Origin of the sequence: Rhizobium sp. L51/94 (assembly GCF_019355555.1) — a bacterium.
GTDB classification, from domain to species: domain Bacteria; phylum Pseudomonadota; class Alphaproteobacteria; order Rhizobiales; family Rhizobiaceae; genus Rhizobium; species Rhizobium rhododendri.
In genome coordinates, this window is the sequence record NZ_CP072141.1 from 3,705,136 (window position 1) to 3,725,842 (window position 20,707).

At 60.5% G+C, this 20,707-nt stretch carries 19 protein-coding genes and 1 tRNA gene; 13 read left to right on the forward strand and 7 right to left on the reverse strand.

Annotated features, from left to right (window positions below; translation table 11 throughout):
- The first annotated feature begins 281 nt into the window (after positions 1-281).
- Entirely contained in the window at positions 282-1,328 is a 1,047-nt protein-coding gene (locus J5274_RS18000; protein ID WP_142830576.1) for a low specificity L-threonine aldolase, read from the forward strand.
- A 287-nt stretch (positions 1,329-1,615) separates the two neighbouring features.
- Here the strand turns inward: J5274_RS18000 and J5274_RS18005 are convergent, their stop codons facing one another.
- Positions 1,616-2,473 (reverse strand): LysR substrate-binding domain-containing protein, encoded by an 858-nt coding sequence (locus J5274_RS18005; protein ID WP_142830574.1) that lies wholly within the window; start codon positions 2,471-2,473, stop codon positions 1,616-1,618.
- A gap of 95 nt (positions 2,474-2,568) precedes the next feature.
- Between J5274_RS18005 and J5274_RS18010 the strand changes: the two genes are divergently transcribed.
- Positions 2,569-3,603: a bile acid:sodium symporter family protein gene (locus J5274_RS18010; RefSeq protein ID WP_142830572.1), complete on the forward strand. Its 1,035-nt coding sequence runs from the start codon at positions 2,569-2,571 to the stop codon at positions 3,601-3,603.
- Between the two features lie 78 nt (positions 3,604-3,681).
- Here J5274_RS18010 and J5274_RS18015 read toward each other — a convergent pair whose 3' ends face one another.
- On the reverse strand, positions 3,682-4,146 hold the full coding sequence (locus J5274_RS18015) for an Hsp20 family protein (protein ID WP_142830570.1): 465 nt from the start codon (positions 4,144-4,146) through the stop codon (positions 3,682-3,684).
- A 390-nt stretch (positions 4,147-4,536) separates the two neighbouring features.
- Here J5274_RS18015 and J5274_RS18020 point away from each other — a divergent pair, with 390 nt between their 5' ends.
- Positions 4,537-5,514 (forward strand): alpha/beta fold hydrolase, encoded by a 978-nt coding sequence (locus J5274_RS18020; RefSeq protein WP_224127946.1) that lies wholly within the window; start codon positions 4,537-4,539, stop codon positions 5,512-5,514.
- Positions 5,515-5,521: 7 nt separating this feature from the next.
- Here the strand turns inward: J5274_RS18020 and hisN are convergent, their stop codons facing one another.
- Complete coding sequence (gene hisN / locus J5274_RS18025; RefSeq protein WP_142830566.1) at positions 5,522-6,295, reverse strand: histidinol-phosphatase; 774 nt, start codon at positions 6,293-6,295, stop codon at positions 5,522-5,524.
- 243 nt (positions 6,296-6,538) lie between these two features.
- A complete protein-coding gene (locus J5274_RS18030; protein WP_111220943.1) occupies positions 6,539-7,423 on the reverse strand; it encodes an N-formylglutamate amidohydrolase in 885 nt (294 codons plus the stop codon).
- Positions 7,424-7,606: 183 nt separating this feature from the next.
- On the opposite strand from J5274_RS18030, the gene cpdR1 reads away from it, so the two are divergent.
- From cpdR1 to J5274_RS18060, 6 genes are all read left to right on the forward strand, one after another.
- Positions 7,607-7,969, forward strand: coding sequence for a response regulator CpdR1 (gene cpdR1, locus J5274_RS18035; RefSeq protein WP_111162680.1), 363 nt, complete (start codon positions 7,607-7,609; stop codon positions 7,967-7,969).
- A gap of 83 nt (positions 7,970-8,052) precedes the next feature.
- A tRNA-Val gene (locus tag J5274_RS18040) sits at positions 8,053-8,127 on the forward strand.
- A 692-nt stretch (positions 8,128-8,819) separates the two neighbouring features.
- Positions 8,820-12,824: an S-layer family protein gene (locus J5274_RS18045; protein WP_219274706.1), complete on the forward strand. Its 4,005-nt coding sequence runs from the start codon at positions 8,820-8,822 to the stop codon at positions 12,822-12,824.
- 214 nt (positions 12,825-13,038) lie between these two features.
- Positions 13,039-15,087, forward strand: coding sequence for a glycosyl transferase (locus J5274_RS18050; RefSeq protein WP_219274708.1), 2,049 nt, complete (start codon positions 13,039-13,041; stop codon positions 15,085-15,087).
- 114 nt (positions 15,088-15,201) lie between these two features.
- The gene (locus tag J5274_RS18055) at positions 15,202-15,978 is read left to right on the forward strand and encodes a hypothetical protein (protein ID WP_142832550.1); all 777 of its coding nucleotides are present in this window, start codon (positions 15,202-15,204) and stop codon (positions 15,976-15,978) included.
- Between the two features lie 152 nt (positions 15,979-16,130).
- Complete coding sequence (locus J5274_RS18060; RefSeq protein WP_111222036.1) at positions 16,131-16,379, forward strand: hypothetical protein; 249 nt, start codon at positions 16,131-16,133, stop codon at positions 16,377-16,379.
- 51 nt (positions 16,380-16,430) lie between these two features.
- Here J5274_RS18060 and J5274_RS18065 read toward each other — a convergent pair whose 3' ends face one another.
- Complete coding sequence (locus tag J5274_RS18065) at positions 16,431-16,742, reverse strand: hypothetical protein (RefSeq protein WP_142832549.1); 312 nt, start codon at positions 16,740-16,742, stop codon at positions 16,431-16,433.
- Between the two features lie 354 nt (positions 16,743-17,096).
- Here J5274_RS18065 and J5274_RS18070 point away from each other — a divergent pair, with 354 nt between their 5' ends.
- Positions 17,097-17,339, forward strand: coding sequence for a hypothetical protein (locus J5274_RS18070; RefSeq protein ID WP_142832548.1), 243 nt, complete (start codon positions 17,097-17,099; stop codon positions 17,337-17,339).
- Positions 17,340-17,350: 11 nt separating this feature from the next.
- Complete coding sequence (locus tag J5274_RS18075) at positions 17,351-17,566, forward strand: hypothetical protein (RefSeq protein ID WP_142832547.1); 216 nt, start codon at positions 17,351-17,353, stop codon at positions 17,564-17,566.
- Between the two features lie 57 nt (positions 17,567-17,623).
- Here J5274_RS18075 and J5274_RS18080 read toward each other — a convergent pair whose 3' ends face one another.
- Positions 17,624-18,019: a hypothetical protein gene (locus J5274_RS18080; RefSeq protein WP_142832546.1), complete on the reverse strand. Its 396-nt coding sequence runs from the start codon at positions 18,017-18,019 to the stop codon at positions 17,624-17,626.
- 215 nt (positions 18,020-18,234) lie between these two features.
- Here J5274_RS18080 and J5274_RS18085 point away from each other — a divergent pair, with 215 nt between their 5' ends.
- Complete coding sequence (locus J5274_RS18085) at positions 18,235-18,708, forward strand: hypothetical protein (RefSeq protein ID WP_142832545.1); 474 nt, start codon at positions 18,235-18,237, stop codon at positions 18,706-18,708.
- Positions 18,709-18,763: 55 nt separating this feature from the next.
- Here J5274_RS18085 and J5274_RS18090 read toward each other — a convergent pair whose 3' ends face one another.
- On the reverse strand, positions 18,764-18,970 hold the full coding sequence (locus J5274_RS18090) for a hypothetical protein (protein ID WP_142832544.1): 207 nt from the start codon (positions 18,968-18,970) through the stop codon (positions 18,764-18,766).
- A 376-nt stretch (positions 18,971-19,346) separates the two neighbouring features.
- Between J5274_RS18090 and J5274_RS18095 the strand changes: the two genes are divergently transcribed.
- A complete protein-coding gene (locus J5274_RS18095) occupies positions 19,347-20,420 on the forward strand; it encodes a DUF475 domain-containing protein (RefSeq protein WP_142832543.1) in 1,074 nt (357 codons plus the stop codon).
- Positions 20,421-20,707 lie beyond the last annotated feature (287 nt).

The window sequence follows — 20,707 nt, forward strand, 5'->3', positions numbered from 1 at the left end:
GGCGTCAAAGACCAAAATAGGACAGCAGCACTGTCCTAATTCATCAGTTCTATGCCAGAAAGCGGAAAGGTTAGCAAGAGCTGAAAACGAAAATATCGACGTAAGATTGCCGCAGTTTCGAATTTCGCGAAAGATAATTTCCTTTAAAGGTAAGAATTATCGCCTTGATTGCGTAGTGCGCCAGATCCACCGTGCGATGCGGCGCTGCAATTGATCCCCTCAGCCAATCCCCTACTCTGCAACGACACCCTCCTCTCCCTTAAATATGCGGTAGATCTCACATGTTCTTTGCTTCCGATAACTGGGCCGGCGCCCACCCTTCCATCAATGAACGCCTCTCGAAGGAATCGACCCGTTTTGCCGCTGCCTATGGCACCAGCGAACTCGACAAGGCGATAGAAACCCGTTTCAACGAGGTGTTCGAGCGTGAGGTCGCTGTCTTCTTCGTCGCCACGGGCACGGCCGCCAACTCCCTGTCGCTGGCCAGCATCGCCCGTCCCGGCGGCCTGACGTTCTGCCACACGGAAGCCCATGTGATCGAAGACGAATGCGGCGCGCCCGATTTCTTCTCGGGCATGCGCATGGTCGGCGTCGATGGCCCCGAGGGCAAGATGCTGCCGGATAACCTGGTGGAGCGCATTGGCCGGTACCCGCAGGACGCCATCCACCACGGCCGCGCCGCCGCCGTCACCATGACCCAGGCGACCGAGGTCGGCACCATCTACAGCCTCGACGAGATCGATACCATTTCGAAGATCGCCAAGAAAAATGGCCTGCCGCTGCACATGGACGGCGCCCGCTTTGCCAATGCGCTGGTATCGCTCGGCTGCTCACCGGCCGAAATGACCTGGAAGCGCGGCGTCGACGTACTCTCCTTCGGCGGCACAAAGAACGGATGCTGGTGCGCAGAGGCGATCGTCTTCTTCGACCCCGATCTCGCCAAGGACTTCGCCTTCCTGCGCAAGCGCACCGCCCAGCTGTTCTCAAAATCCCGCTTCATCGCCGCACAGTTCGAGGCCTACCTGCAGGACGACCTCTGGCTCGACCTCGCCCGCCATGCCAACGCCATGGCGGACAGGATGCGAGCCGGCATCGAGCATACCGACCGCGCAAAGCTCGCCTGGTCGACCACCTCGAACGAGATCTTCGCCATCGTCAAGAAAACCGCAATCGACAACGCAAGAGACAAGGGCGCCCAGTTCTACGACTGGCCGATCTCCGACAGTGCCAAACACCTCGTCGGCCCCGACGAAGGCCTGATCCGCCTCGTCACCAGCTTCGCCACCAGCGACGCCGACGTCGCCGATTTCCTCGCATGCCTCGCGTGAGTGCGACGGAGCGCCCTGAGGCGCTCCCCCAGACTGCTGAAGAAGGTGGTATCTAACACCTCTGCAGGTCACTCGAAAGACTGAGCCGGTTGCCAAACTCCCCTCATCCTCGCCCTTGTGGCGGGGATCCAGTCAGCTCAAGTCCTTGAGCTGAAAGAGTCTTTGACCCGACAGACGTCGTGTCGCTGGATCCCCGCCACAAGGGCGAGTAGGGTATCGCTCTCGTCAAGCAAGTTTCTCCAGGGTTTGCAGCAGTCTGACGGAGCGCCGCCGAGGCGCTCCACTTTCTACCCGGCCCGCAAATTCCGCACCTTTGAGAGGATGTCGTCCGAGAGTGCCTTGACCAGCATCTGGTCGGCGCCCTTGCGGGGGACGAGCACGAATTCGACATCTTCCAGTACGGGCAACCAGCCCGGCGCGATCTCGGTGAGGCCGGATGGTGCCATGCTGCGCGGCTGGACGAGGACGCCCATCCCGGCCCGGGCGGCTGCCGTCAGGCCGCTGAGGCTGCCGCAGGTGCAGACGATTCGCCACGGTATCTGCTGGCGACGCAGCGCCTCCAGCGCCACGGCCCGGGTGACGCTCGGGGCTGGAAAGGCGATCAGCGGCAGCGGCGCGCTGGATGCCCTGATGCGTTCAGGGTCGCGTGCCAGCCAGATCAGCGGCTCGCGGTAAACCAGCGTCCCGCGGGTGTCGCCAAGGCGGCGCTTGGCGAGCACAAGATCCAGCGCCCCATTGTCCTGCATCTCGTAGAGCGCGCCGCTGAGCGCCACCGTCAGTTCCAGATCGACGGACGGGTGCAGTCGGACGAATTCCTCCAGCACATCCGGCAACTGGCTCGTGACGAAATCCTCGGACACGCCGAGCCGCAGGCTGCCCCGCAGGCTGTTATCGGCAAACAGCGAGCGCATCTCGCCCTCTATCGACAGCAACGTGCGGGCATGGCCGATCAGCGCTTCCCCATCCCCGGTCAGCACGACGCGATGGGTATCGCGGGCAAGTAGCTTTCGCCCGACAGAGGCCTCGAGCCGCTGGATGTGCTGGCTAACCGTCGATTGCCCGAGCCCCAGCCGCTCGGCGGCAAGCGTAAAGCTGCCCATCTGTCCTATGGTTACGAAACTCTGCAACTGCACCAGATCCAGCATTGCTATCATCCCGATTTACGATAACTGTTATTCCTTGCATCGCATATCGCAATAAGGCAATGCTTGCCCAACATATAATTGCGAGGACGGGCCCGATGCGCCGCTTTTTGCCAGACACCTTTACCATGCTGCTCGTGCTGACCGTGCTGACGGCATCCGTGTTTCCCGTCCATGGCGCAGCTGCCGGCAATTTCGGCATTGCCACCGACATCGCCATCGCTCTGCTGTTCTTCCTGCACGGAGCCCGCCTGTCGCGCGACGTGGTGATTGCCGGCGCCCTGCACTGGCGGCTGCACTTGGCCATCCTGCTCACCAGCTTCGTCATCTTCCCGGTTCTCGGCATGCTGATGGGCTTCCTGGTGCCGGCAATCCTGCCGCAGACGCTCTACATGGGCATCCTCTTCCTTACCGTGCTGCCATCGACAGTGCAGTCGTCGATCGCCTTCACGTCGATTGCCGGCGGCAACGTGCCGGCTGCCATCTGCGCCGCCTCCGCTTCCAATATCTTCGGCATGTTCCTGACGCCGCTGCTGGTCGGGCTATTGATGCCCCTCGGCGCCCACGGTGGTGGTGGCTTCTCCTGGACCGTGCTGGAGCAGATCGCCTTGCAATTGCTGGCGCCCTTTGTCGTCGGTCAGATCCTGCAGCCATGGATCGGCAACTGGATCCGCGCCAAGAAAAAAATCTTGATGCCGGTCGACCGGGGCTCGATCCTGATGGTCGTCTATTCCGCCTTCAGCGCGGCAGTGATCGAGCACCTTTGGCGAGACACTTCGATCGGCGACATCATCACCGTCATCATTGCCGACATGCTGCTCCTCGCGGTGGTTATCTGCATCACAATGTTCGGCAGCCGGGCACTCGGCTTTTCGCGCGCCGACGAGATAACCATCACCTTCTGCGGCTCGAAGAAGAGCCTGGCCAGCGGCGTACCCATGGCCAGCGTCATCTTCGCCGGCTCGCCGATCGGCGCCATCGTCCTGCCGCTGATGCTATTCCACCAGATCCAGCTGATGGCCTGTGCCGTCATCGCCCAGAAATATGCCGATGCCGCCAGCCGTGCCACCGCACGCATGGAAGAAGAAGCGCGGCGCCTGCAGGACACCGCCGACGCAACGACACCAGCCTGATCCTCTCAGGTGAGCCGCGAGACACAAAAAAGGCGGCGCCACCTGGACGCCGCCTTTTTCGTATGGATGTGAACTCGGTTAGTTGACGTGAGCTTCGATCGACTTCGGCGCGTCCACTGGTTCAGCGGCGATGGCGATCTTGCGCGGCTTCATGGCTTCCGGGATGTTGCGCAGGAGATCGATGTGCAGCAGGCCGTTCTTCAGCGATGCTGCCTGCACCTCGACATGGTCGGCAAGCTGGAAACGGCGCTCGAAGGCGCGCTTGGCGATACCGCGGTAGAGATATTCGCTACCTTCGGCAGCATCATCGCTCTTCTCGCCCTTGACGGTCAGCACATGGGCGTGCGCCTCGAGGCTGAGCTCGGTTTCGTCGAAGCCGGCCACCGCCATGGTGATGCGGTAAGTTGCCTCGCCGGTGCGCTCGATGTTGTAGGGCGGGTAGGTTTGTGCCTGATCGGGCTGCGACAAGGTGTCGAGCATGGTGAACAGGCGGTCGAAACCGACGGTAGAGCGATAGAGTGGGGAAAAATCAACGTGACGCATGGTGTCCTCCTGTGAGCGACGATTGCGGTTCATATGCCCCGGGGGCCCCGTTCTGGCAGCCTTGGGACGGTTTTACAGACCCTCTCGGCGTCCGTGAAAAGGAGATGGGAATGGCCTTTAGCGACTTCAAGAGCCCGCAACGCGCCGCGATAATTTTCCGTGAACCGCCGATGAACAGCCGGTTCGGCTGGGGTTCAGCGCCGCGTTGATACAACTTGCACATCGGATGACTGTCCGTGACTGGAGTGTATCGTCCCTTCGTCTTCAGTCAGCTCGGCCGGCCTGCGGCCATCTCGATTTCCGTCAGGCCGGCCTTTTTTCCGCTCGCAGTTATACTTATGCGACAATCCATGCGTTATGTTTGGCGGCTTGAGCGAGGCCCTTTCAGTTGTGACGGAATCAATTCTCTTTTCGACCCCCGACAACCCTGTTCCAGACAACAGGACCGAGGGCTATTTCACCACCCATGACGGCCACAAGCTGCGCTATGCCATTTTCCGCAGCAGTCATGCCGTGGCCAAGGGCACGGTCGTCCTGCTGCATGGTCGCAACGAGTTTATCGAGAAATATTTCGAAACCATCCGCGAACTGACGGATCGGGGCCTGTGGGTCGCAACTTTCGACCTGCGCGGCCAGGGTGGCTCCGGACGGCTGATAAAGCATCCAACCCGCGGCCATGTCCGGCGCTTCTCCGACTACGAGCACGACCTAGAGGACTTCATGGAGCACGTGGTGCTTCCGGACACCCGCCTGCCTTTTTACCTCGTCGCCCACTCGACCGGTGCACTGATCGCCCTTTCCGCAGCGCCGAGACTGACGGGCCGCATCGAGCGCATGGTGCTAAGCGCACCTTTTGTCGGCCTCACCGGCCAGAGCGCATCGCCGCGCGTGATCCGGTTCATGGCGAGCGCCGCCTGCGCGGTCGGCCTCGGCAGCATCCCACTCAATCGAAAATTCAAGGAAAGGCCCTTTGCCACAAACCTGCTGACATCGGACGAACAACGTTACGACCGCAACCGCGCCATTGCATCGGCCCGCCCCGACCTCGTGCTCGGTCCGCCCTCGGCACGCTGGCTACAGCAGGCCTTTCAAACGATAGACCGTGTCTCGCAGCCCGAGCACCTGTTCTCTATCGCCATCCCGACTTTGCTGCTGGCACCCACCCGCGACGGCATCATCCCCTATGCCGAACAGGAACGGCTCTCGCGCTCCTTCCGCGCAGCCCAACTCGTGCCGATCGCAGGCGCAAGGCACGAGGTTTTCCAGGAAAAAGATGTCTACCGCGCCGCCGCAATGGCAGCGATTCACGCCTTCATCCCGGGAAGTGACGCCGAAGCCAACACCGACCCGGTCGGCTCGGGGCTTTGAAGTTTGGTCAGCGCGCCAGTATCTTCAACGCCTCTTCGTGGACCGCTCGGCTGCCGGCTGCGATGATGGAGCCGCCCTGTTCGGGGCGACCACCTTCCCAGGTGGTGATGATGCCGCCTGCCTGCTCGATGACGGGGATGATGCCGCCGACGTCGTAGGGCTTGAGGACATTCTCGACCACCAGGTCGACATGGCCGGCCGCCAGCAGCGCATAGGCGTAGCAGTCGGTGCCGTAGCGGAACAGCCGCACCTGCTGCTCGATCTCGCGGTATTTTTCCATCTCGATACCGGCGAAAAGGTGCGGCGAGGTCGTGAACAGGATCGCCTTCGACAGACTGCCGCAATCACGGACCTGCAATTGCCTGTCGCCGCCTGGGCCGGTGTAGCTCGACCGGCTGCCGTCGGCAAAATAACGCTCGCCGGTAAAGGGCTGGTCGACAAGCCCCATGATAGCGCGGCCATTGCGGTAAAGCCCGATCAGCGTTCCCCATACGGGCACACCGGAGATGAAGGCGCGCGTCCCGTCGATGGGATCGATGACCCACACATGCTCGCGGTCGAGGCCGACATTGCCGTATTCCTCGCCGAGAATCCCATGGTCGGGAAACCTGTCCGTGATCAGCGCACGGATCGCCAGTTCGGCTGCTCGGTCGCCTTCGGTTACCGGATCGAATCCGCCGGCTTCCTTGTTGACGACATCGATGCCGGCGCGAAAGCGGGGAAGTGTCTCTGCCTTGGCAGCGTCGGCGAGCTCGAAAAAGAAGGCGCGGTCAGGGAGCATGGCAAATATCCGATCGATGCGAGAGGCTTTTCATAGCCATTAAATTTGACGATGCAAACGCGTCCCGTCCAACTATCGCTTAGCCTTTAAAATAGGCACTTCAAAATCTGCTTGACAATTGTGCATCGCAATATTAGACCGGAGCTACAGTCTTCTGACTGTAAATACCCTCCTTGGGTGTTTCCTCCCTAGACTTAGCCGCCTTCGGGCGGTTTTTTTTGGCCTGATTGTTAACGAGCGGGATTACTCTGCCGCCAGCGCTCGGTCGTTGCCATATCGTGCAACGTGCTCCGCCATCTGCCTGATGAAGGCCGTGATAGCACCCGTCATCAGGCCGAAATCGCTGCGCTTTTCCAGGGTCATCTCATCGACGTACAGCGCCCGGTTGACCTCGACCTGGAGCGCATGCAGACCACGCGAAGGCCGGCCGTAGTGCTCGGTGATGAACCCGCCGGCGTACGGCTTGTTGCGTACCGCATGAAACCCGAGGCCATCGAGAATATCCATCGCCGCATGGGATAGGTCGGCAGACGCACTCGTTCCGTAGCGATCGCCGATGATGAAATCTGGACGCGCGTGGCTGCCGGCGACGCGAATATTGCCGGGCATCGAGTGGCAGTCGACCAGCACACCGAAGCCGAATTCCAGGTGGGTGCGGGCCATCAGGCGGCGCAGGGCCGCGTGGTAAGGCTTGTAGATCGTCTCGATCCGCTGGAGCGCATCGGCCACCGGCACCCGGCTTGCATAGATTTCCATGTTTTCGGCAACGATTCGCGGAATGGTTCCGAGCCCGCCGGCAACCCGAACCGAATTGATATTGGCATAGGACGGCAGCGCACCCTCGAACATGCGCGGGTCGAGCTCGTAAGGTTCGCGATTTACGTCGATATAGGCGCGGGGAAAATTGGCTATCAACAGCGGCGCACCGAGTGCGCTTGCGGCCGAGAAAAGCTCGTCGACATAGTGGTCCTCCGAGCGCCGGATGGCAACACCCTGTAGTCGTGATTGCGCAATGAACTCAGGAGGATAGATGCGACCACTATGGGGCGACGAGTAGACAAAGGGGATGGTCTGCGACACCGGTTCGAGTATCTCGAAAATCTCGAAACTTCCTACGTCTGCGGGCATCCACGTCTTTACCATGTCAAGAACTTTTCGCAGGTGTATGTTGCCAGTTGCGCACCACCAAGTCCATAGTATGTATGAACTTCAATGTGACCGTCGGCGCCGCATTCATCGCTTGTTTACGGACCGCGACTAACGTGAACGGCTGATTAGCCGCGAGAGAAGATAGTGATTGACGGTCCAATAATGACTCAGAAGATTTTGCTTGCCGAAGACGACAACGACATGCGTCGTTTCCTGGTGAAGGCCCTTGAAAAGGCCGGCTACAAGGTATCGTCCTTTGACAATGGCGCTAGCGCCTACGATCGGCTGCGCGAGGAACCATTTTCGTTGCTGCTGACCGATATTGTCATGCCAGAAATGGACGGGATCGAACTGGCGCGCCGCGCCACCGAACTCGATCCGGACCTCAAGGTGATGTTCATCACCGGCTTTGCCGCAGTCGCCCTCAACCCCGATTCGAAAGCGCCGAAGGATGCCAAGGTGCTTTCCAAGCCTTTCCACCTGCGCGAACTGGTGGATGAGGTCAACAAACTGCTTGCCGCATAGGCAATCTCGGCGGCGGGATCAGAAAACTTAAAAAAGGCCATTGACGGCCCCCAGGTTTTTTGATCTATGCGCCGCCATCGGATGGGCGTATAGCTCAGCGGGAGAGCACTACGTTGACATCGTAGGGGTCACAGGTTCAATCCCTGTTACGCCCACCATCCTTTTTCAAGGGCTTAGCGAGAGATCGCTGAGCCCTTTGTCGTTGGGCCATAGGCTGCATGGCCCCTGCCTCCCCGGCCCCCTTCGCCTCGCATCTCCCCGGTTCAGTTTCGCGCGTGGCCTTCTCAAAGCCTGATGCCGCTCGTCATTTATTGAAAAGAGATATGCTTAACAAAACAGCTACTCAGGGATGTATTGCAGATCAGGATCGGAAAAATCATCGCACACTAACCATCTCCAAGTATAAGAATAAACTCTATGCTTTCTCCGAGTTAAGATTGTAATTGACTAATTTCAATTATAGAGATCTAGAGCGAATCAATAGCGCATTTGAAGGTGCTAAAGCCGGGTTATTCCGGCCGTTAAATGAAAATTTACAAGTTCTCCAATACATAGTTGTATATCGCGGCACTGCTAATGAAGAATCAGTGCCTTCGATTGTGTGAAAACAGATTCCGGATTGGCACTGCTGCTATTGCATAGTGTTTTATTCCGTGGCGTGGGGATCAGAGCTGTAACGGCTTTTGACGCATGATGCTCTCCTAACGTGTTGGCTTATACGAGCCATGTTCTGCGTAACATCTATTTCTCCTGACGAATCCCGATGGCTGATGCTCATGACGGCAATCACGCCTGTTAGACGGTGGGAGAACGATGTCTTGCATTCCGTTAACCCGAGGGGCACGTTTCCATGACTTCCATCATTTCTTCCTTGTCAGCCACGCAGATCCAGAATCTTTCCACAGCCACGATAGCGAGCCTGAAAACCGCCGACATCGCAGCGCTGAACTCGACCCAGATCAAGGCCTTGAGCTCCACCCAGCTCGGCGCCATCACCACAGACGACATGCAGGCCTTCAGCTCGACGCAGCTGGGCAGCATTTCGGCAGCTGCCGTCGTCGGCCTTAGCGCCGCCCAGCTCGGCATTCTCTCCTCCGTGCAGGAAGCCGGACTGAGCTCGACCGCGATCGCCGCGCTGACAACCCAGCAGGTCGCCGATCTAACCACCAGCAACGCCGTCGCGCTGACCTACGGGCAGATTGCGGCACTCGGCACGAAGATCTCGGCTCTGACCACCGATGACGTCGCTCTGCTCTCGACCGGCCAGATCAGCGCAATGACGACCGCCCAGGTCGGCGCCCTCACCTCCGACCAGCTTGGTGCCCTGACGACGACCGAAGTCGCCGCGCTGAGCACAAAGCAGATCGCAGCCCTCGAATCGAATGACATCGCAGCACTCTCGTCGGATAACATCCTGGCCCTCTCCAGCGGCGCACTTGCTGCCATCACCACCAAGGCTCTCGCCGGCCTGTCCAGCGCCAATCTCGCCCTGCTCAGCTCCGACAAGATCGGTGCCCTGACGAGCGGCCAGATGGCAGCCCTCAGCACCGACCAGATCGCAGCACTCACCACCGACCAGACGCCTGGCCTGAAGAGCTCGCAGATCGCAGCCCTCTCGACCAAGCAGATCGTCGCACTTTCCACCGGTGATATCGCTCTGCTGACGACCAGCCAGATCGGCGCGCTCACCACAGCCCAGGTTGGCGCTCTGACCTCCGACCAGCTCGCCGCCCTGACGACAACGGAAGTTTCCGCCCTCAGCAGCAAGCAGATCGCCGCCCTGGACTCCAGCGACATCGCGGCCCTCTCTTCCGACGATATCCTCGCCCTCTCGACTGGCTCTCTCGCTGCTATCACCACCAAGGCCATTGCCGGTCTTGCCAGCGCCAACCTCGCTCTCCTTAGCTCCGACAAGATCGGTGCCCTGACAAGCGGTCAGATGGCAGCCCTCAGCACCGACCAGATCGCTGCCCTGACCACCGACCAGACCCCTGGCCTGAAGAGCTCGCAGATCGCAGCCCTTTCGACCAAGCAGATCGTCGCACTCTCCACCGGTGACATCGCTCTCCTCACCACCAGCCAGATCGGTGCCCTGACATCGGCTCAGGTCGGCGCCCTCACCTCCGACCAGCTTGGTGCCCTGACGACGACCGAAGTCGCCGCCCTCAGCAGCAAACAGGTCGCAGCGCTGGAATCGAACGACGTCGCAGCCCTCTCCTCGGATAACATCCTTGCCCTTTCCAGCGGCGCACTTGCTGCCATCACCACCAAGGCCATTGCCGGTCTTGCCAGCGGCAACCTCGCCCTCCTCAGCTCCGACAAGATCGGTGCCCTGACGAGCGGCCAGATGGCAGCCCTCAGCACCGACCAGATCGCAGCACTCACCACCGACCAGACGCCTGGCCTGAAGAGCTCGCAGATCGCAGCCCTCTCGACCAAGCAGATCGTCGCACTTTCCACCGGTGATATCGCTCTGCTGACGACCAGCCAGATCGGCGCGCTCACCACAGCCCAGGTTGGCGCTCTGACCTCCGACCAGCTCGCCGCCCTGACGACAACGGAAGTTTCCGCCCTCAGCAGCAAGCAGATCGCCGCCCTGGACTCCAGCGACATCGCGGCCCTCTCTTCCGACGATATCCTCGCCCTCTCGACTGGCTCTCTCGCTGCTATCACCACCAAGGCCATTGCCGGTCTTGCCAGCGCCAACCTCGCTCTCCTTAGCTCCGACAAGATCGGTGCCCTGACAAGCGGTCAGATGGCAGCCCTCAGCACCGACCAGATCGCTGCCCTGACCACCGACCAGACCCCTGGCCTGAAGAGCTCGCAGATCGCAGCCCTTTCGACCAAGCAGATCGTCGCACTCTCCACCGGTGACATCGCTCTCCTCACCACCAGCCAGATCGGTGCCCTGACATCGGCTCAGGTCGGCGCCCTCACCTCCGACCAGCTTGGTGCCCTGACGACGACCGAAGTCGCCGCCCTCAGCAGCAAACAGGTCGCAGCGCTGGAATCGAACGACGTCGCAGCCCTCTCCTCGGATAACATCCTTGCCCTCTCCAGCGGCGCACTTGCTGCCATCACCACCAAGGCCATTGCCGGTCTTGCCAGCGGCAACCTCGCCCTGCTCAGCTCCGACAAGATCGGTGCCCTGACGAGCGGCCAGATGGCAGCCCTCAGCACTGACCAGATCGCTGCCCTGACCACCGACCAGACCCCTGGCCTGAAGAGCTCGCAGATCGCAGCCCTCTCGACCAAGCAGATCGTCGCACTTTCCACCGGTGACATCGCTCTCCTCACCACCAGCCAGATCGGCGCGCTCACCACAGCCCAGGTTGGCGCCCTGACCTCCGACCAGCTCGCCGCCCTCACGACGACGGAAGTTTCCGCCCTCAGCAGCAAGCAGATCGCCGCCCTGGACTCCAGCGACATCGCGGCCCTCTCCTCGGACGATATCCTCTCCCTGTCGACCGGTGCCCTGGCTTCGATCACCACCAAGGCCATTGCTGGCCTTTCCAGCGAGAACCTTGCCCTCCTCAGCTCCGACAAAATCGGTGCCCTGACGAGCGGTCAGATGGCGGCCCTCAGCACCGACCAGATCGCCGCCCTGACCACCGACCAGACCCCGGGCCTGAAGAGCACGCAGATCGCGGCCCTCTCGACCAAGCAGATCGTCGCACTTTCCACCGGTGACATCGCTCTCCTGACAACCAGCCAGATCGGTGCCCTGACCTCGGCTCAGGTCGGCGCCCTCACCTCCGACCAGCTTGGTGCCCTGACGACGACAGAAGTCGCCGCCCTCAGCAGCAAACAGGTCGCAGCGCTGGAATCGAACGACGTCGCCGCCCTCTCCTCGGATAACATCCTGGCTCTGACCAGCGGTGCCCTGGCTGCCATCAGCACCAAGGCTATCGCCGGTCTCTCCAGCGGCAATCTCGCCCTCCTCAGCTCCGACAAGATAGGTTCGCTGACGAGCAGCCAGGTCGCTGCCCTCAGCACAGACCAGATCGCAGCGCTCACAACCGACCAGACGCCCGGTCTGAAGAGCACGCAGATCGCCGCTCTCTCGACCAAGCAGATCGTCGCACTTTCCACCGGTGACATCGCCCTGCTGACGACCAGCCAGATCGGCGCGCTCACCACAGCCCAGGTTGGCGCCCTGACCTCCGACCAGCTCGCTGCCCTCACGACGACAGAAATCGCCGCCCTCAGCAGCAAGCAGATCGCAGCGCTGGAATCGAACGATATCGCAGCCCTCTCCTCGGACGATATCCTCGCCCTCTCGACCGGTTCGCTGGCCGCCATCACCGCTAAGGCGATCGCCGGTCTTGCCAGCGAAAATCTTGCCCTCCTCAGCTCCGACAAGATCGGTGCCCTGACGAGTGGCCAGATTGCAGCCCTCGGCACCGACCAGATCGCCGCCTTGACGACCGATCAGACGCTTGGGCTGAAGAGCACGCAGATCGCGGCTTTGACGACCAAGCAGATCGCGGCCCTGACAACCGCAGACATCGCCCTCCTGAACAGCACGCAGCTCGGCGCCCTGAGCTCCACTCAGATCGCCGCCCTGACAACCGAACAGGTCGAAGCACTGACCTCGACGGAAGTCTCGCAGCTAAGCAGCAAGCAGATCGCCGCCTTCGGCTCTGAAGACATCGCAGTGATGTCGACGGACGACATCGCTGCCCTAACAAGCTCTGGACTGGCGGCCATCAGCACCAAGGCGCTGGCCGGTCTGTCGACGGACGATATCGCGGCGCTGAGCTCCGCCAAGCTGTCCGCCCTCACCACGGCTCAGGTACAGTCGCTGACCACCACGCAGGTTGACGCGGTCATCGCCGCCTACAACGCAGTGTAATCCAAACGGCGCGGCGCAGGCCGCCCCGACAAGACCAGGACGCCGCGCAAGAAATTGCGCGGCGTCTTCTTTTGTAATGCCGGCTGCAAATTCCGTTCAAGGCTAGGCAAAGGCGAGCGCCAGCTCGACGCAAGCTAGTCTAGGTAGCAAGACGAAAGCGCCTTGTGCGCCGGCTCAAACGATGGCCGCCAGGCCGCATCTTCGTAGGATCGTCATGACCATCAATGTCGCATCGGCCACGGCTCAGCTCCCCCTGCTCACTAATGCGCTCGAGAAGGCGCGGCAACGACAGCTTGCTCTCGGCGATCTGTTCAACATCGCAACTATCCTTGGCAACGGCGGGCATCAGGCCCAGGCGGTCGAACTCTACAAGGGCTGGATCGCCTATAACGACGGCAATCCGCTGCTGCACCTCGCCTATTTCAATTATGCGGTCGCGGCCAACGTGATGGGCGATCGGGCGGGCGCAATCAATGCCTTTCGCGCGTGCCTCAAGCTCGATCCGCAGTTCGGCCCGGCGCATATCAACCTTGGCCGCGTCCTCGAGGACAGCGGACTGATAAACCCCGCCGTCGAGCAGTGGCGTTCCTATGCCGAGATCACTTCCGATATCACGGCCGACCGTCTCGGCCACCGGCTGATGACCCTCAAGCACATCGGCCGCGTGCTGGAAGGTGCCGGCAGGATGGAGGAAGCGGAAAAGGTCCTGTGGCAGGCCATGGAGCTTCAGCCCGAAAAGACCGACGCAGGCCAGCATTGGACATCGCTGCGTCAGCGCCAGTGCAAGTGGCCGGTGCTGGTCCCTTCGGAGCATGTCTCGCTTCGCCAGTTGCTGGATGCCGTCTCCCCCCTGACGCTAGGCTGCTACGCCGACGACCCGCTGTTCCAGCTTGCCAAGGCGCATCGCTACAACAAGTCGCTGATCGGGCAGCCCGATCTCGACGAGGCCACTGCCAACACCGTTCCGCGCCACAAAACAGGAACCGGCCAGCGTCTGCGCGTCGGCTATGTCTCGTCGGACCTGCGCGACCACGCAGTCGGCTTTGCCCTCAGAGAAGTGCTGGAGTTGCATGACAAGAGCAGCGTCGAGGTCTTCGCCTACTATTGCGGCGACCGGCGCACCAACGATGCAACGCAGGAGCGCATCAGGAACGCTGTCGATTGCTGGCGCGATATCGCCGAAATGAGCGACGCAGATGCCGCAAAGCTCATCGCCAAGGACAAGATCGACATCCTGATCGACGTCAACGGCTACACCAAGCTCGCACGCACCAAGATTTTCGCCTATCGCCCGGCCCCGGTGGTCGTCAATTTCTGCGGCTATCCCGGCTCGCTGGCCAGCCCGTTCCACCAGTATATCATCGCCGACGAGCACATCATTCCGCCCGCCAACGAGATCTACTATACGGAAAAAGTGCTGCGTATCGCCTGCAACCAGCCTATCGACCGCAAGCGCCAGATCGACGCGCGCCCGACCCGCGCAGAGGCCGGCCTGCCCGAGGATGCCTTCGTCTATGCCTGCTTCAACGGCATGCAGAAGATCACCGCCAACTGTTTCGACCGCTGGATGACGATACTGTCGGAAACGCCCGGCAGCGTGCTTTGGCTGCTTGCCGACGACGACACGGTCAACCAGCGGCTTCGCGAAATAGCCGCGAAAAGAGGCGTCGATGCCGACCGCATCATCTTCGCAGCAAAAGCGCCCAATCCCAAGCACCTCGCGCGTATCGGACTGGCGGACCTGTTCCTCGATACCTTCCCCTACGGTGCCCATTCGACAGCGGCCGATGCCATTACCGTCGGACTGCCGATCCTCACCGTCTCCGGCAAGACATTTGCTTCGCGCTTCTGCGGCAGCATCGTCGCCGCAGCCGGGTTGCCCGAACTGATCTGCCGCGGCCCGGACGAGTATGTCCGCCAGGCGATAGCCTTTGCGCATGATCGGGAAAGCCTGCAGGATGTCAGGGACAGGCTGCAGAGCCAGCGCGAAACGAGCGTGCTGCGCGACATCCCCGGCCTTGCACGCCGTCTCGAGCAACTGTTCTGGGAGATGCAGGACGAAGCCGAACGCGGCGAAACTCCCGTGCCGGATATGCGCAACCTCGAAATCTATTATGAAATTGGCGCCGACATTGTCCTGACCGACGTCGAGTTCGAGGACGAGATCGCCTACCGCAACCGATACCTCGAAAATCTCGGCCAGTTGAACGCCAACACACCCATTCCGTTCGATCGCCGTTTGTGGACCGAGCCCGCCGAGTAGCAGCCATCAGGAGAGGCGCACCGCCGGCCCCCTCCCTCGACACCTGGCGCCCCGTGATTGAACTACACTCTCGTCCAGAGCGCGTGATCGAGAGGCTTAGAGGAGGCATCGCTCGTGAATTCCGTGATTTTGGCACGATACAACGAATCCCTCGACTGGATTCATCAAATCCCGGATGATTTCGACATCATCATCTACAACAAGGGCGAGAAGATCGTCGCGCCCGAGGTGCTCGATCGCGCCTTCCGCATCATCGATCGACCGAATGTCGGTCGCGAATCGGAGACCTACCTTCATCACATGATGACGCAGGTGGGCAACGACCAGGACTTCACCGTCTATGCGCAGGCGGACCCGCACGCCCATAGCCCCGACTTCATCGAGCTTCTAAAGAACTGGCGCGACTGGGATGACGTGCAGCCCTTGTCGTGGTGCTGGATCGCCGAGAACAATATTCCGCCGATAGCCCTGCTGGACGACTACCAGGCCCAGCTCGGTGGACGGTTGCGCGTAAGGCCGGAGCGTTTTTCACTAACGGCCTGGGGCGCTCCCGAATTCGTCGATGCGGGCGCCAACGGCATGGGCATGGTCTATCGCATCCTCCACGGCCTTCCGGACGGCGGCAATATCGCAGCCCACTTCCTCAGGCACTGCAAACTCGATCACATCGCCGAAAAGGCCGACCGCCACTCTCTCGGCGTATTTTCTTATGGCGCCATTTTCGCAGCTCGGAATGCGCGCGTAGCGGCTATTCCGCCGATCTCGCTGAGGCTGGCGATCGACTTCTCAACTGCGGGCGTCGTTGCCCACGGCTACATTCTCGAGCGGATGTGGCTGCATATGCTGGGCGTAGATTTCATCCTGCCGAAAAACCAGCCGTCGAAAATATAGCAATCTGGACTGCAAAGTCGGCGCAAAACGCGCCGCCGCCGGCTCTGGCTGGCAACGCTTTTGGAGGTCCGGTTACTCGACAAATGTAACGCCTGCGCTTGACGATCGTCACCAGGTCGCCAAATAGCTGTTACATCAGATCGAGGAATAATATGACAGCTGACCTGGACCAGGCCATGACCGAATTCGTCCGCACGGCCGCAATGCACGTGCTTGAGATCGATGCGGAAGATCGGGACGACTATATCAACGGTCTACACGAAAGCTGGGTCAGCATCGGTCTGCAGTCGGGCATGGACGACGCTGCAGCCCATGAAAACGCCGATCTCCTGGCCGACAGCACCCGTGAAATGGTATCCGCGATCGAAAAGAGCGGAGGCGCAGGCGGTGGCACCGCCTGAACCAGGTTGACGTTGTAGCCACTCTCATCGTTTTATCGAGCGGCGCACCGCTTATCTATCGATGAAGTGGTCGAGCCCGAGCGTGATCGGCAGTGCGGAGTAGACACCGCGGTCGATGAAATTGTAACGGGCAAGGCAATTCCGCATGGCGACCGTATGGATGTAGCTGTGCACATCGCTGGAGCCGCGGTCGGGCCGGCTTGCTTCAACTGCGCAATAGTCCGACGCCCTGTCGAATTTTGCCGCGAGAGTTGGGGTCTGGTCGACGGGACCGCCAAAATAGTACTGATATTCGCCCGGGCTTGCAGCGGCCGAAACGCAAGCAAGACTTAAGGCAAGTCCCAATCCAAGCATAATCTTCATGATGGCTCTCTCTGTCACGACCGAACGGCACAATTGCCCGGTTCGGAATGCTGACCGCGCTCTTTTGTTCCATTGCAGGCGGCCAGCGCCTGATGTTACTAAGCCGCGGTTAAGGAGTTGTCCATGTCACGCGCCATCGTCTTTTCCATCATCATCATCATGGCCCTGCTGTCGATCGCCGGCAGCCTGATAGGGTCCGCGCGTCTAATGGGCTGGTTCTAAAACGCCAGCCGAGCACCGTTTTCGACGAAATATTTGAAGCCTGTGTGACAACGGAACATCCGCCCGTACCGACGCGTTGCCCTTGCAGTGATTGCCGCTGTCATAATCGAGCCGCGTACGCGAGGAAAGCCAATGCCGGGATTTCGCAAGATGATCGTCGTGACAGCCTTTGACCGCGATGCGGATGGCAGGCTCGAACCAGCCTTCGGCCCGCGACAGATGGAAACGGAAGAATCAGCTGTCTATGCTGCGCAGACGCTCATCAACGATCACGCCGGCGTGGTGGCATGGAGTCGCGAGGCAAACCCTGCCGTTGGCGAGGAAGGCCCGACGATCATCCTCTACCAGCATGGCCAGATCCCGGAATTCGATTGAGAGACGCCGCGATGACCACTTTGCCCAAAGATATCGACGAAGCCCTTGCGCGGTATATGGCAGACCACGGGCTAGGTCGTGATGCAGCCGTCTCGAAAATACTCGCTGAATGGCTCGGCGCCCATTATTACCTTGGCGACGACGGGACGGCACAACCCGAAGACACGCAGCAAACTGTGCAGTACCCGGAATTTATGGATGACGCGTCAGGCGGCGCAGGCGGCTAGAACCGCAGTGACGCCAAAACGGCATGCGCGCCTTTGAGCGCACATGCCGGAAAAACATCAATCGAGGTTTGGGCATCCGCGCACGTTGCCGAAAACCATCGCGTCCGGCCCGCGACGGGTGAAGCCGTCTACCGTTATCCGACGCGGAGATACGTCCACGACGTGGGCGTGCCGAAGCCCGTTGCGACTGGCCATGGCGACGGCCTGACGAGGATCGCATCCGCGCCTTCCATAGTCGCGCGGCGGAGGGCGATCATAGTCAGGGCGCGGACGATGGTAGCCATATTCCGGCTGCGGAGCATCCTCGTCGTCCTGCTGGTAATCCGGCGGTGGCGGACGGTGGCGTCCGATTTCAAACTGGACGTCCTGCGCTGCGGCCACCGGCGGCAAGGAAACAACCGTGCCCCCCATCAGGATTGCGGCCAAAATGGCCGTCGAAATTCTCGTTGTCATGGTCCCCTCCTCATTGATCCCGACCTGCGGCGAACCGCGTCGAGCGATGATACCCTTTAATCTGTGCGGAATGAACGGGTCTGGAGCAACGCCTTCATTTTCCATTCATGTGCCTGCCTTTAAAGAAATTGCCCTTGCACCATATGGCTGGGCGTATGCATCGTGGTCGGCCTGATGCCGGACGACGCTACAAGTTGAAAATCGGAGACTTTTGAATGCGGACGACAAGCCTGGCACTGGTAACGACCCTGATCGCTCTTACGGCAGGCGCTGCCTCGGCGCAGACCTTTCCCGGCGGGCCCGGCGCCATCGTGCTTAAAGGCAAATGTGCCAAGCTGGTGGTCGGCAAGCTCGACGCTACGAAGAAGTGCAAGAATGAGCTTGCAAGCGTCACCGCCCCCAACGGCACCGTGACCTTCATCTTCACATCCGAGGGCAAGATGCTAGGCTTCGCCGGCGATGGCAAGACGATCAAGGCGGCATCGAACGGCAACGTCCGCCTGGCGCTGAACATGGTCGTTTCCGGCGCCGGCACGACCATGACCGGCCAGGTCAAGGCCGCGGGAACCTGCACCTTCGGAAATCCTTACAGCGGCAAGGAAGTGGCGATCGAATGCTCGGCGGAATCGAAGGATTCGAAGTTCACCGGCAGCTTCCGCACCGGTGGCGACGCATCCGCGAAGAAGTAGATTTCGCGGCGCCGGTTAGCCGGCGCCAGTTGGCCAGTTATCGTGCGACGATGCCTCAACCTTGCCGGTCGATCCGCTTCGACATGACGCCGCCGCTTATCGTTGCCGGCACGCGGAGATCGTCGCGCGGCGCCGACGAAAGGGTGAGATCCACATGGTGTGGCGGCAGGACTTGAGCCTTCCGCAAGGCGTTGGGTCGGCCGAATTTTCGTGGCTGCACCGCGTCGAATTTCGTACCTGTCTGTTGAGTGATATGCTCCATGACTGCCTCCTCCGCAATCCGGTTGCGGGATGCAACCTGAGGTTCAACGTCGACCTGTTGATTTGGTTCCCGCTCCGCTCTTGACCACGACGGCAATCTCCTTACCTATGAGGCTCTGCGGATCAAGGACATCTGCCGCGGATAACACTGGTGCCGGGCCCCTCTGGCGAGAGTTTTTACGGCGCTCTCGTGATGTCGGTACCGCCTGCAGACAAGCCGGCGGATTTATCCCCATGAACAAGCTGACCATGCTTTCCTCGCATGCCGTCGATGGCAAGCGACGTCTACGTGCATTTCGCCTTCCCGCGTTCCCAGCCCTACAGGTGCGCCCATGACGCGCCCGACATCAGGCTCAGGAACTGGCCAAGGATCAGGCATGCCCGTCCTTTCCTATTTCAGATGGGCGATCATCGTCACCGTCGTCGGGTTGATCGGCGGCGGATTTCTCGGCTGGAAGATGACGGGAACGCTGGGTGGCATGGCCACCGTGTTTTTCATCTGCGTCGTGCTTGCCGTCCTGGAAATCTCGCTCTCCTTCGACAATGCCATCGTCAATGCCAACAAGCTGAAGCAGATGACGCCTGTCTGGCAGCAGCGGTTCCTGACATGGGGCATCCTGATTGCCGTCTTCGGCATGCGGATCGTCTTCCCGCTGGCGATCGTTGCCGTCGCCGGCGAGATCGGCCCATGGGAAGCGCTGCGCATGGCGGCGGTCGAACCCGAACAATATGCCAGCATCATGAAGACAGCCCATCTGCCGATCGCAGCCTTCGGCGGCAGCTTCCTGATGATGGTGGGACTGACCTATTTCTTCAACAACGAGAAAGACGTCCACTGGATCGCTTTTCTTGAAAAGGCCATGGCGCGGTTTGCCACCATCAAGGGCGTCGAGATCTCGGTCGTGCTGATCACGATGCTGGGCTTTGCCGCGCTTCTCGACGGCGACGATGCCACTCGCTTCCTCTACGCAGCGATCTACGGCCTGCTGACATTCCTGCTCGTCGAAGTGCTCGGCGGCCTGCTCGATGCATCGCAGCGGACCATGAGCGAGGCTGCCCGAGGCGGCGTCGGCGCCTTCATCTACCTCGAGGTGCTCGATGCCAGCTTCTCCTTCGACGGCGTCATCGGCGCATTCGCACTGACCCAGAACCTGTTCGTCATCGCCATCGGCCTCGGCATCGGCGCAATGTATGTCCGCTCCATGACCATCATGCTGGTCGAGAAAGGCACACTTGCCGAATACCGGTACCTCGAACACGGAGCCTTCTATGCCATCCTCATCCTGGCGGTCATCATGTTCGTCCAGACGTTGGTTCATATTCCGGAAGTCGTTACCGGCCTCGGCGGCGCGGCCCTGATCGGCCTCTCTTTCTGGTCTTCGGTGCGCTATAACAGGCGTCACGAGAATAGCGCACACTCGACGAGCCTGCGTCCAGACGAAACGCCCTGAGACGGATCGAAGCAAGGTTTTGCGCAGGTCGGACTATGCCGAGATCGCAAACTGCCTTAACCTTGCCTTTGATTTAATGACATATTTCAAAACGAACGGTTGGAGAAACAGAAATACCCGGTAGAATCGCGCTGCTTTTGGCGGCTAAAAAGGGCCGCAGAGATTTGCGTTAGACGACCTTGCAGGAGTTTTGCAGGGCGGCCAGGGCGGCCTCGCCTGCAGAAATTCATCGACGACAAGTTTTAAAGAGGATCGAATTCATGGCAGCAAAAATCGTCCCGGTCATC